Annotated in this window: 10 protein-coding genes and 1 tRNA gene; 7 read left to right on the top strand and 4 right to left on the bottom strand. The window is 39.8% G+C overall.

Features of this window, described 5'->3' with window-relative positions; all coding sequences use genetic code 11:
* The first annotated feature begins 211 nt into the window (after positions 1–211).
* Positions 212–1,861 carry a methyl-accepting chemotaxis protein gene (locus tag AAEY99_RS06130; protein WP_351009662.1) on the top strand — a complete coding sequence of 550 codons (1,650 nt, stop codon included), beginning with the start codon at positions 212–214 and terminating at the stop codon, positions 1,859–1,861.
* A 299-nt stretch (positions 1,862–2,160) separates the two neighbouring features.
* Here the strand turns inward: AAEY99_RS06130 and AAEY99_RS06125 are convergent, their stop codons facing one another.
* Entirely contained in the window at positions 2,161–2,475 is a 315-nt protein-coding gene (locus AAEY99_RS06125) for a hypothetical protein (RefSeq protein ID WP_101086997.1), read from the bottom strand.
* Positions 2,476–2,668: 193 nt separating this feature from the next.
* On the opposite strand from AAEY99_RS06125, the gene AAEY99_RS06120 reads away from it, so the two are divergent.
* Both AAEY99_RS06120 and AAEY99_RS06115 read left to right on the top strand, forming a co-directional pair.
* Positions 2,669–3,163 (top strand): putative 4-hydroxy-4-methyl-2-oxoglutarate aldolase, encoded by a 495-nt coding sequence (locus AAEY99_RS06120; protein ID WP_101086998.1) that lies wholly within the window; start codon positions 2,669–2,671, stop codon positions 3,161–3,163.
* Between the two features lie 25 nt (positions 3,164–3,188).
* On the top strand, positions 3,189–5,009 hold the full coding sequence (locus AAEY99_RS06115) for an AsmA family protein (RefSeq protein ID WP_351009659.1): 1,821 nt from the start codon (positions 3,189–3,191) through the stop codon (positions 5,007–5,009).
* A gap of 530 nt (positions 5,010–5,539) precedes the next feature.
* On the opposite strand, the gene AAEY99_RS06110 is transcribed toward AAEY99_RS06115, so the two are convergent.
* Positions 5,540–7,093: a lytic transglycosylase gene (locus tag AAEY99_RS06110; protein ID WP_101087000.1), complete on the bottom strand. Its 1,554-nt coding sequence runs from the start codon at positions 7,091–7,093 to the stop codon at positions 5,540–5,542.
* 150 nt (positions 7,094–7,243) lie between these two features.
* Positions 7,244–8,023 carry a hydroxyacylglutathione hydrolase gene (gloB, locus tag AAEY99_RS06105; RefSeq protein ID WP_351009656.1) on the bottom strand — a complete coding sequence of 260 codons (780 nt, stop codon included), beginning with the start codon at positions 8,021–8,023 and terminating at the stop codon, positions 7,244–7,246.
* A gap of 176 nt (positions 8,024–8,199) precedes the next feature.
* Between gloB and AAEY99_RS06100 the strand changes: the two genes are divergently transcribed.
* Positions 8,200–8,979: a methyltransferase domain-containing protein gene (locus AAEY99_RS06100; protein WP_162023269.1), complete on the top strand. Its 780-nt coding sequence runs from the start codon at positions 8,200–8,202 to the stop codon at positions 8,977–8,979.
* A 212-nt stretch (positions 8,980–9,191) separates the two neighbouring features.
* Here the strand turns inward: AAEY99_RS06100 and rnhA are convergent, their stop codons facing one another.
* Positions 9,192–9,665 carry a ribonuclease HI gene (rnhA, locus tag AAEY99_RS06095; RefSeq protein ID WP_101087003.1) on the bottom strand — a complete coding sequence of 158 codons (474 nt, stop codon included), beginning with the start codon at positions 9,663–9,665 and terminating at the stop codon, positions 9,192–9,194.
* Between the two features lie 77 nt (positions 9,666–9,742).
* Between rnhA and dnaQ the strand changes: the two genes are divergently transcribed.
* The 3 genes from dnaQ (at position 9,743) to AAEY99_RS06080 (ending at position 12,020) form a co-directional block, all read left to right on the top strand.
* The gene (gene dnaQ / locus AAEY99_RS06090) at positions 9,743–10,471 is read left to right on the top strand and encodes a DNA polymerase III subunit epsilon (RefSeq protein WP_101087004.1); all 729 of its coding nucleotides are present in this window, start codon (positions 9,743–9,745) and stop codon (positions 10,469–10,471) included.
* Between the two features lie 10 nt (positions 10,472–10,481).
* Complete coding sequence (locus tag AAEY99_RS06085; RefSeq protein ID WP_182743765.1) at positions 10,482–11,819, top strand: TIGR03503 family protein; 1,338 nt, start codon at positions 10,482–10,484, stop codon at positions 11,817–11,819.
* Positions 11,820–11,946: 127 nt separating this feature from the next.
* Positions 11,947–12,020, top strand: a tRNA-Asp gene (locus tag AAEY99_RS06080).
* Positions 12,021–12,022: the final 2 nt, after the last annotated feature.

Below are 12,022 nucleotides of genomic sequence, written 5' to 3'. Positions count from 1 at the left end.
TAATTAAGGGTCCCTTTTTAGCCATTATAATAAAGTCTACTATATTTGTCGGTTGCGAAGCACTATCGTGAACAACTCATCAACAAAACACAGCAGTGATGAAACAGTCCTGTTACTGAGTCTATTTTATACTATAACTAACATTGCTGAGTTCGTGTCAGTTTTCATCTCATAACCATTTTAATAATAATCATAATGTCATGGTGCCTGTATGAACCCAATTAATATGTTTTTTCGTAAAACGACAATTGCAAACCGTTTATTAGGAATGTTGGCATTAGCAATCATTGCTACTGTTATCGTTTTCTGGTTTTCATTAACACGAGTTGAAAACGTGTTAATTAATGAAAAAGAAGCCAAACTGAATGCTTTGGTAGACATCGCTACCACCATCGCGGATAAATATTATCAAGATGCTCAGTCTGGAATCCTGAGCGAAGATGAGGCCAAAGTCATGGCTTTGGCAGCAATTGATAAATTACGCTATTCAGGCAATGAGTATTATTTCAGTATTGATACTCAAGGGACGATGATCCAACATGCTTTTGCTAAGCAATTAGTCAATACCAAGGTATTAGCAATGCAAGATCCAAATGGCGTTAAGCTGTTTGAACAAATGATCCAACGTACCGAACAGCAGGATTCAGCACGAGTAGATTACATGTGGAACAAACCACAACAGGAACAACCTAGTCCAAAAATGTCAGTGGTCAAGCGTTTTAGGCCCTGGGGATGGATTATCGGGACGGGTATCTATGTCGATGATATTCAAAATGATAAAAATCAATTTATTACGCAATACTTATTGTTATTGGCTCTGGTTTGGCTGCCTGTCATCTTATTGCTGTTTTTTATCATTCGCAGTATTTCAGGGCCGATGATTGAAACCATTAGCGCGTTTAAAAATATTGCCAAGGGCGAGGGGGACTTGACCTTACGTTTGTCTGAAGAGGGTAATGATGAACTCAAACAAATCGCACATCATTTCAATGCTTTTATTGATAAAATCCAGAAAGTCATTATATCTGTCAGCCACTCGGTTGATGAGTCGAGTCGCTTAGCACAAAATATGTCGACGATTGCACAGCAGGCCAATCAAATCTCATCTAACGTACAAGCCGAAACTGAGAATGTGGCTACTGCGATAAATGAAATGTCGATGACCGCATCAGAAGTGGCTTCTAATGCGCAACTGGCAGCAGACAGTACCCACCATGCTGATAAAGAGGCAGACAAATCTGCTAACGTTGTTGATAATGCGATGAAAAAAATATCTGAATTATCCAGTGAATTAGCCGCGACAGAAGAGGTTGCTAAAGGCTTACAAGTAAGTTCAAGTAAGATTGGTCAAATTCTGGATGTGATTGTGGGAATAGCAGATCAAACTAATTTGTTAGCGTTGAATGCTGCCATCGAAGCAGCTAGAGCGGGAGAAGCTGGTCGAGGTTTTGCTGTTGTTGCTGATGAAGTTCGAACGCTTGCTAGCCGAACTCAAGCTTCAACAAGTGAAATTAATCTTATCATCGACGCAATCAGAAGTGCCATTGACAGTGTTAATGCTTCTGTTGCTAGGGCTAAAGTTAAATCATCTGAAACGGTCAATGAAACTCAACAAGTTGTAGTTGCGCTTGAAAATATTAAGTCTTCAATTGAGCAAATATCGCAAATGAATGTTCAAATCGCAGCAGCCACAGAAGAACAAAGCACTGTTATTGGCGAACTGAATATGAATATTACTCGCATCAATGACATGTCGTTAGAAAATCGAGCTCAGAATGAGCTCATTAACAAAGGCAGTATGGATATAGAACAAGGTGCTATTCAGTTACATCAACTTGTAGACCAATTTAAAGTAAAATAACCCGCCGTTAGTCAGGTTGGTTCTATAAGCCTGACTAGCTTCCGTTCGAGATAATGAATGATGCCCAAACAGCTCTTTATCTCACAGACTCTGTAACTTACTATCGATGGTGTTTTCACTTGAAATAGCCATGTTATTGATATAGTAACTGATTGATGAAAAAATCATTATGAGTTAAATACATCGCAAGTTTGCCATAGCAGACTTGAAATAAATCCATTTTAGCGATTTATTTCACCTGTTCACTCAAGCTGAGGTTACTTATTCTCTCAGAAATAGATTGAATTATTTCAGCAGTACTAGTGTGATATTTGCACCATAATGTTGATGACATCTTGATATGAGATATTGTACTGGCGTGAGAGGTTAATTATCTTAGTTTTATAAGTTTGAATATGCTCTTGTTTAAGCAGGTTTACTTGTTTCTGCTCAACAATAGTATTGACCGTGTCTTGCAAGATTAATAAACGGCGCAAACTGAAATCCAACGAGTCAATATACGCTGTCATTTGCTGCTTATTACGGGCATTTTCAAGGTTTGTGGTAGTGCGTTGTTCGAAGTCTAACTCATCAAACGCATCCATCATTTTCTGTAAATTTAAATCTTCACTCATAAGTATGATTTTTTACGTTATTTTTATAAATTATATTCATTTTTATTGAATAAGTCACTCTTTAACTTGATTTGTGGGTATGTTGATATACTAAGTTAACGGTACTTTTTGAGTGTAATAATATATCGTTAACAATACTTGTTGAATATACTCATTCTCGGTAACCTAAGATTTTGATCTACAAGGAGGAGTCATGTTAGATCTATTGCCAGACTTATTTGATCACTACCCTGAACAATTGACGTTGTTGTCAAATCCATGGAAAGCATTCGGCGCAAAATCGATATTCTATGGTGAAGTCGTGACCGTTAAATGTTTTGAAGACAATTCAAAAGTAAAATCTGAATTAGCTAAAAAGGGTCACGGTAAAGTATTGGTTGTTGACGGAGGTGGCTCAACAAGACGTGCATTGCTTGGCGACATGATAGCCTTAAGTGCATGCGACAATGGTTGGGAAGGTATTATCATTAATGGGTGTATTCGTGACGCTGGAACCATTAACACCATGTTAATTGGTGTGCAAGCTTTAGGCGCTAATCCCATTAAAACTGACAAAAAAGGCGTAGGAGAGGTCAATGTGACAATTGAGATTGCTGGCATCAGTATTTCTCCTGGAATGATGATCTACGCAGATTTAAATGGTGTTGCTGTCAGTAGGCAGGCACTGGATTTAGCTATTTTAACTTAAAATAGCGACAGACAAGGAAGCAAAAATGAAACTAATAAAGTGGTTGTTAGCAATAGTGCTAACGTTAGTGATAGGTGTAACTGTCTACCTCACAATGTTTTTCGATTTAAATAATTTTAAACCGCAAATTGTCGATGCGGTAAAAAAACAAACTGGCCGTGATTTACAAATCAGCCAAGATTTAAGTTGGAGCGTGTTTCCCTCTTTAGGCATCAAGCTTGGGGGCATTTCGTTATCGAACCCAAATGGGTTTACCCCAGCTTCGATGCTTGATGTTAATGAGGCCGTGGCTAATGTGGCGTTGATGCCATTATTTAGCCAACAAATTGAAGTTGATTTATTAAAGCTTGATGGCTTAACACTCAACTTAGTCACTCAAAAAGACGGCAAGACCAGTTTTGATGGTTTGACTGCTGAAACATCGGCAGAAAAACCGCAATCAACCTCAAGCAATTCAGAAGCGATGTCTTTACAGACCTTAGATATTGGCGGCATTGAACTTACCAATACGAATATCAATATTATTGATATGGCCAGCAATACCACTCAAACCTTCAGTCTAAAAAGTTTTACTTTAGGACAGTTCAGCCTAGGACAATTCGCTGATTTTGCTTACGAGTTTTCAGCGACACTGCCTGATATGCAGTTAGCGTCATCTGGGCAAGGCAACGTTAAAGTCGACCAAGCATTGCAGAATGTCACGATTAATGATTTTGACATGGTGCATAAAGCCCAAGGCGATAGCTTGCCAGGCAAAGCGATTACCGCAGAGCTGAGTACACAAATGACGATGGCATTAGATGCCAAAACCATTGAGCTGCAATTGACTAAAATGTCAGCTATGGACTTAGCTGCCACTGGCGATATTAAGATTAATTATGGTAATAGCATTCCTAAAATTGCGATGAATCTTGATGTTGGCGATATTGATGTCGATGCATTACTGCCAAAGCAAGAAGGCGATGCGAAAGAAACTGAGGCAACATCTGAAACTGCGTCAACTCAAGAACCTGATTTATCGGCATTAAAGAGTATAGATTTAACTCTAAACTTAACCGCTAAATCAATTAAAGTCAGTAATATGTTAACGCAAAATTGGCAAATGAAAATGGCCATTAATAAAGGTGTATTAACGTTATCGTCGCTGACAGCCGATTTATATGAAGGTAAGCTAGCACTCAGCGCTAAGCTTGATGGTCGTAAAGCGGTACCAACTTATGTGTTTGATAAAAAGTTAACTGGTGTGCAAATTCGTCCGTTATTAATCGATGCTGCTGAAGTGGATTTACTTTCTGGAACAGCGAGTTTTGAAGTTAAAGGCAGCGGTGCCAGTTTGATTGCTGATAATCTAAAAAACAATCTTAATGCAGAGGGTCAGTTTGAAGTAGCAGATGGCTCGTTGTATGGGGTTAACATTCCACAGATGATCCGTAGCGCGCAGCAAAAATTGAAAGGTGATTTATCGGCAGATAAGAAAGAAGAGCTGAAAACCGATTTTACCAGTTTGACCGGTAGTTTCACGATGAAAGATGCTGTTGTGACTAACCCTGATTTAGCGATGGCTTCACCGTTAATTCGCTTAAATGGTAAAGGCACAGCAAACATTGCCACCGAAGCGTTGGATTACATCTTAACAACCAGTGTCGTTGGGTCATTATCAGGACAAGGCGAAGCTGCTGATGAGTCACTGAAAGGTATCGACATTCCGTTAACTATCAAAGGTACATTTCAAGAGCCTAAGTTTGGCATTGATACCAAAGCGTTATTGGAAGGCCAATTTAAAGATGAGGCTGATAAAGCTAAAGAAAAGCTAAAAGAAGGATTGTTTAAGAAGCTTGGAATTTAAATCATCCATTAATGACAAGGGCTGTAGGTGCTTCTATATGAATAATACTACAGCCTTATTCAAAGCGGCTTTGTTACTGCTATACGGTTTGCCGTTAACTAACCTCAACTCGGTGTAAGAAGTGGGATATGTGAGTCGAAATGACAATATTCAGCCTATTTTATATCAAACTTGTCATTTGTTTTGCTAACAAGGCGCATTGGTACGTCAATAGCTAGCCTATTGCAAGTCAATGCAACAAAGTTAGCGAGACAAAGGAAAGGACTGTTTGATAACCGTTTATTATCCCGAGTCGAGGTTATCTAGGCTAAAAATGGATAGTAATGTACAGTAATAACAGTATGGTTAGCCTAATCAAATTATTGAACACTGTGAACCAGTGGATTTATTAATGCTAATGTTATGCCATAAAAAAACGGACAAGTGATAACTTGTCCGTTTTTTTATGGCTGAAATTAACTGAGTGTTTAACTCATACCAATAGCTATTTTAGCCTTTGTTCATTAATTGTGCCTTATTGGCAAAGCTAACTAGCTATTGGTCATAATCAATTTCAGTATCTGTCCTGGTTGGATCAATTTACTGTTTTGTAAACTGTTCCATTCGATTAACTCTGCAACGGTAACCTTATATTTAAGTGCTATACGCGCTAAAGAGTCACCTGATTGTACGCGATAGCTAACCGTTTTATCATTGCTTGCAGTGAGAGAGGCGACTTCATTAGGAAAAATAACTAATGATTTGCCAATGGCTAACGTGGATTGTTTTTTAAGATTATTCCACTTCATTAGTTGTGCGACGGTCACTTGCTGTGACTGCGCTATCTTCCATAATGAATCACCAGATTTAATGGTATAAGCTTGCTTGTTCGAGCTTGATTTAACCACGGTTCTACGCGCGAGTACTTGGTCTGCGGTCATGGTGACGAGATCGGGATCTTTTGCCGCAACAGGAATAATTAAAAAACGACCAGCAACAATATTATTGCCTTTAATACCGTTACTGCTTCTTATTAATGTTGCAGTGGTTTCAAATTGGTCGGCAATTTCACTGATGCTGTCACCAGATTTAATTTTATACCGAACCCAGTTAATACGGGAGTTTGGTTCAATAGTGGCTAATGCTCGTTTAAAGGAAGCCGCTTTTTCACTAGGTACAATCAATTGATGTGGACCTTGTGGGGCTGTTGCCCAGCGCTTTAAACCTGGATTAATCGCTTTTAAATCATTTATGTCAATTTGAGCCAAATCAGCAGCTAAGTTAATGTCGAGTTGGCTTTCAATATTGACTACCTCTATTTGAGGTGAATTATCAATAGGGATTAAATTGATACCGTACTTATCTGCATGTTTAATGACATCGGCCAATGCTAATAACTGAGGCACATAATGAGCTGTTTCCCGAGGCAGCGATAGTGACCAGAAATCTGTCGATTTTCCACGGGCCTGGTTATGTTTTATTGCATTGAATATTCGGCCTTCACCTGAGTTATAAGCGGCAATGGTATATAACCAATTGTGATCCATTTTGGCGTAGAGGTATTCCATTAAATCTAAAGCAGCTTTTGTCGATGAGGCAACATCACGGCGTCCGTCATACCACCAATTTGTCTTTACACCGAACGACATGGCCGTTGGCGCGGTTAATTGCCATAATCCCGAGGCATCACTTGGTGAATAGGCGAGTGGATCAAAGCCACTTTCAACAATAGGTAACAATGCTAGCTCTAAAGGTAAATTACGCTTTTTTAACTGTTCGACAATGTAATACAGATATGGCTGAGCACGTTGAGTCACGATTTCTAAATGCGTAGGATTCTCGATGTACCATTGGCGGTATTGAGCCACTAAAGCATTATCGACAACAGGAAAGCGCATTTGATTGCCGATCATGAGCCATAAATCGTTAACTTGAGCAACTTGTTCTTCAATTTGATCAAGGGTTACGGTCGCTGATTTTTTGTTTTTAGCGTTAGCTGTAACAGTGTGGGTTGTACTATCAGAACTTGGCTCTGCAGTATGGAGTGTCTGGCACCCCGTTATAGCCAGCATACTGCCAGCTATAATAATCAAGTTTGCTTTCATTTGAAGATACACTTCCTCAAGTTCTCAGGGCGTTAAAAAAAGGACGAACATACCAAATGCCTATGAGACTCTTTTGGTCATGCTTTAGTTCAGTTTGGCATTGTAGATTAAATTATTTGGCATGTCTTATTAAAGTGTTTTCATGTTAATCTAAAATTGATTTTTCCATTCCCTTAACAATGTAAATGTCTGAATATCATCTATATTTGTTATTTTGTATTCTGTTGATATTGCGACTTGAGTCTCATTTAGATGACAACGTAGGAACGGGTTTATGGCTTTTTCTGTCGCGATTGTGCTAGGTATCGTTGGTATGTTTTGTGAGCGTAATTGGCCAACTTTGTGGGCATAATCAATCAACTGTGAATTATTTGGTGTGACATGTAAGGCGAAATCGACATTGGATTGTGTGTATTCATGAGCACAAAAGACTTGGGTTTGGTCGGGTAAGTTTGCCAGCATCGTTAACGATTGCAGCATTTGTGTCGGTGTGCCTTCGAATAAACGTCCACATCCGCCACTGAATAAGGTATCACCACAAAATAATTTATCATCAATATAATAGGCAATATGACCTAAAGTATGCCCAGGAACTGCCATCACTTGGGTAAGCCCTAAATGAGGTATCTCAATATTTATATCCGATGAAACGGTTAAAGGATGGGTTAAACCATCGATAGGTTCGTTACTCGGACCATAAACAATAAGACTGTTGTTGAAGTGCTGCTGCAGTTGTTTTATACCGCCAGTATGGTCGCTGTGATGATGAGTAATGAGTATGCCGACTAAATTAAGTTCTGTTGTAGCTAGGTAATCGATAACACTTTGGCCGCAGCCAGGGTCAACTACATAAGCATCAAGGCTACTTGTTTGATGAATTAACCAGAGGTAGTTGTCATTAAAAGCTGGAATGGTATGAACGTTAAGCATAATCTGACTCGAGTGATGATTGACTATCTGTTAGGGTAACGGATATCGTTAAATAACTTCAAGTGAAGTTATCCTGAAAGTATCAATGATGGTTAGCTGAACATTAAATGAGCTATGGTAAAGTTGATGGGTTGAGAGAATATGACATTTTTGCAAAGTAATCGTTGGCGGGCTCCATGTTAAAACCCCTTATTTGGCAAGATTTACCTTTTGGTGAATTATTGCAAGCTGAGATTGAAGCAAAATTAGCCCCATGGTGGCCGCGAATATTTGGCTATCATTTACTTAAAGCAGGGGCGTTAAGTAGCCAGTTAAACAGTTTACATTGCAGCATAGCACGGCATTTTTCTGTTTATGATGGTGCAGATGCGAGTATTCAAGCCGATCCGCATCATTTACCTGTACAACAAAGTGCCATTGATGCGGTGTTAAGTTGTTTTCTTTTAGAATTTGAATCAGACCCTTATCAAATTTTACGAGAGTTCGACAGAGTGCTCATTAGCAGTGGTTATATTTTTATTGTTGGTTTTAATCCCATCAGTCCGGCTTTTATAGGCAAAATATTGCCTAAATATCAAACTCAGTTACCTTGGAACGGGCAGTTTTTTATGCCATCAAGAGTTAAAGATTGGCTTGGGTTACTGGGATATAAAGTACTAGCAGATGAACGGTTAATGTACCATTCGTTATTAGGGCACCGCGGAGTCAATACGCCTAATCAACCGAGCAAACCTCAACAAGCACCATTGTGGCAAAAAAGTATCGCCAACTGGCTACCTAGTACTGGCAGTGTTTACTTAATCGTGGCTCGAAAAATGACGACGCCACTTACACCGATTAAAGATAAGTCGAAGGTCAAAGCGCCTAACTGGTCAACGGCGCCATCGGCAGGTCGTACCGGGTTAACTCACACTCCGAGTATTGAGACCCAGACATTAAACAATTCAAAATCATAAAAAGTAACCTCAACTCGGTTTAAGAGATGAGGTCCGTAAGCCAAAATCAGAAGGGTTGAGCTATTTCATAGCAAAATATTACTTTTGCTACCAGGGCTGATTGAAGCGGTAATATCTAGCTTATTGCAAGTCAATGCACCCCGTTAGCGTAGCAAAGGACTTTTTGATAACCAGTGATTATCCCGAGCTAGAGTTAAATAGCGATGACCTCACTATTCTGGGTTATAACCGGTATCAGCTTGTCGAGGCTTAGCTTCAGCCGCTTTGCGTGCTAATACATCACAACGTTCATTTTCAATGTGGCCGGCATGGCCTTTTACCCAGTGCCAGTCGATCTTGTGTAATTGACTTACCGCATCTAGACGCTTCCATAAATCGACATTTTTAACTGGTTGTTTAGTTGAGGTTATCCAGCCCTTTTTCTTCCAACCATGGATCCAAGTCATAATACCTTGGCGCATATACTGGCTATCGCTGGTTAAAATAATATTACAGGGTTCGTATAAGGTTTCTAACGCGATAATTGGGGCTAAAAGTTCCATACGATTATTGGTTGTTAATGAGAATCCATCGGCGATTTCATGTTGCTGATGTTTATATTTCATTACCACGCCATAACCGCCAGGTCCTGGATTTCCTAAGCAAGAGCCATCAGTAAAGATATACAGCTGTTTGAGTTCGGCCATCAAGTTGTTACCATAGCGAAATATTCGCGCCAGTATACTCAATTTATACAAAGGCGAGGGCTGAATGAGTAAAAAATATGAACATTATTTCTAGTGCAAGTCGTCAAGTGATCCTCGATACCGAAACTACCGGTATGAACCAAGCGGGTGGACCGATTTATGTGGGCCATCGCATTATTGAAATTGGTTGTGTTGAAGTGATTAATCGTCGCTTAACAGGTCGAACGTATCACCAATATATTAATCCTGGTCAAGCGATTGATGAAGAGGCAATTCAAGTTCACGGTATTACCAATGACCGTGTTGCCAACGAACCGCGTTTTCATCAAATAGCCAAAGATTTTATCGATTTTATCGATGGCGCTGAAATTGTCGCTCATAACGCCAACTTCGACGTGAGCTTTATGGACCATGAGTTTTCAAAACTCAATCCAATTGGGCCTAAAACCAAAGAGATTTGCAGTATCCTCGACAGTTTAGCCATTGCAAAACGTCTGCATCCAGGCCAAAAAAACAATCTAGATGCATTGTGTCGACGTTATGGTATCGATAATGGCCGCCGTACTTATCACGGCGCATTACTCGATGCGGAAATTCTTGCTGATGTTTACTTAATCATGACAGGTGGACAAATTAAGTTTAATTTGTCCAATGAAAAAGCGGGTCAAGAAGGTGGCGGAATTAAAAATATCGATCCGGCGGCGTTTAATCTTAAAGTCGTTGGTGCATCAGCCGATGAAATACTATTACACGAACAACGACTTGATCTCATTGCGAAGTCAGGTAAATGTCTCTGGAGAGGGTAAACCAACCTTTATGAGTGCCACTCGCGCCGGTTATCTTGCTATTTCATGTTTATTGTTGCTGAGTCTTATCTTTGCTTGGCAACCTAATGCCCAAGCTGCAATGGTCAATGCATCGCAAGCAGCAGAACTTAAAAATCGTTTTCGAATCGATTATATGGTTGATCATTTAACGTTAGTTATCCAACGAAGCTATGGTTCTGCGCCTGTCGTGGTGATTTTACCTGATGGCAGCAAATGGTACTCAAATCGTCATCCTCAAACGGTAAAATGGGTAGATGGTATTGCTGCCGATATGATTTATATCGAAAAACCGATGCCAGGGCCTTGGCAGTTATTAGGCAGTGTGGTTGAAGGATCGACAATACAAAAAATCTCTGCATTAGACATTGCTGTGCAACCATTACCGCAACCACTTTATCAGGGTGAAAGGTTAAAAGTTACAGCAAGACTCTTGGGTGATAATTTAACCATGAGAATGCCGGGTTTGGAGTATATGGTCGAATGGACTGCACGTTTTACCAGTGCGCATCTTCCAACTGACGACAATTTCGCAACGGGTACCATTATTGTTGGTGCTTATAAAGACAATGGTGAATTGTTGGACGAAACACCTGACGATGGCATCTTTACCGGAAGCCATAATTTACAACAACCTACCGGTCATTATGTACTCAATGTCACTGCACGAAATAATGTCTTTGAGCGTGAATATGTGATGCCGTTTGAGCTCTTGCCACAACCAATCAAAGTCAAAATGGTACCCAATAGCGATCCATTAAAAGGCATATGGCAGATACAGTTAACGGTTGATGAATCTGTGGTGAAATTAGCAGAAACTCATTTTGAGTTTGACTTAGTCGGCCCTGCTGGGTTGTTGCTGCCTATTACCTTGCAAACCATGACCAGTGCAGATCAAATTCTATACTTACCTAAAGTGACTGAGTTTGGCAGTTATCGTGTTAAAGGCAGTGTGGTTTCTACTACGGTTGATGGCCGAGAAATTGTGCTCAATTTACCTGAAATGTTTTTTAATTTAGTAGAGCCCCCAGCTCCAGTCCCAACAGTTGAAGAACTTGCTGAAAAAGCGGCCATTCAAGCAGAAATTGAAGAGAAAGTCGCTAAAGACGATGCGATGTTCTGGATTATTACCATTAATGGCATACTTTTTTTCGTTGGTATTATTGGTTTGGTTATATGGCGTAAAAAACAAACGCTGGCAAAGGCGATGGCTGCGGCGGAAGAAAGGTTAAAGCAAAATCCAGTAAATGAAGATAAACCTAAAGACAGTATTCTAGAAAGCGTCGACTTAGATGATATTGATTTGAGTATGCCAGATGATAAAAACTAAGCCACTGAAGTGAGTGGTTTTTGTACTAAAACTTGATAATTGTACATTTTTTAACTAAATGAGCGAAAACAATTAAAAAACTGTTGACGATTAATTATCACAACTTTATTATTCATCGCACTTGTGTGGAGCGGTAGTTCAGTTGGTTAGAATACCGGCCTGTCACGCCGGGGGTCGCGGGTTCGAGTCCCGTCCGCTCCGCC

The sequence above is a fragment of the Shewanella sp. S1-58-MNA-CIBAN-0166 genome (genome assembly GCF_040310085.1).
Classification (GTDB): Bacteria; Pseudomonadota; Gammaproteobacteria; order Enterobacterales; family Shewanellaceae; genus Shewanella.
This window is presented reverse-complemented; position numbering and strand designations above follow the sequence as displayed.

Bases quoted from the DNA above. Each gene is read 5' to 3' on its own strand.
- AAEY99_RS06130 (WP_351009662.1), top strand. From the start codon at position 212: ATGAACCCAATTAATATGTTTTTTCGTAAAACGACAATTGCAAACCGT.
- AAEY99_RS06125 (WP_101086997.1), bottom strand. From the start codon at position 2,475: ATGAGTGAAGATTTAAATTTACAGAAAATGATGGATGCGTTTGATGAG.
- AAEY99_RS06120 (WP_101086998.1), top strand. From the start codon at position 2,669: ATGTTAGATCTATTGCCAGACTTATTTGATCACTACCCTGAACAATTG.
- AAEY99_RS06115 (WP_351009659.1), top strand. From the start codon at position 3,189: ATGAAACTAATAAAGTGGTTGTTAGCAATAGTGCTAACGTTAGTGATA.
- AAEY99_RS06110 (WP_101087000.1), bottom strand. From the start codon at position 7,093: ATGAAAGCAAACTTGATTATTATAGCTGGCAGTATGCTGGCTATAACG.
- gloB (WP_351009656.1), bottom strand. From the start codon at position 8,023: ATGCTTAACGTTCATACCATTCCAGCTTTTAATGACAACTACCTCTGG.
- AAEY99_RS06100 (WP_162023269.1), top strand. From the start codon at position 8,200: ATGTTAAAACCCCTTATTTGGCAAGATTTACCTTTTGGTGAATTATTG.
- rnhA (WP_101087003.1), bottom strand. From the start codon at position 9,665: ATGGCCGAACTCAAACAGCTGTATATCTTTACTGATGGCTCTTGCTTA.
- dnaQ (WP_101087004.1), top strand. From the start codon at position 9,743: ATGAACATTATTTCTAGTGCAAGTCGTCAAGTGATCCTCGATACCGAA.
- AAEY99_RS06085 (WP_182743765.1), top strand. From the start codon at position 10,482: ATGAGTGCCACTCGCGCCGGTTATCTTGCTATTTCATGTTTATTGTTG.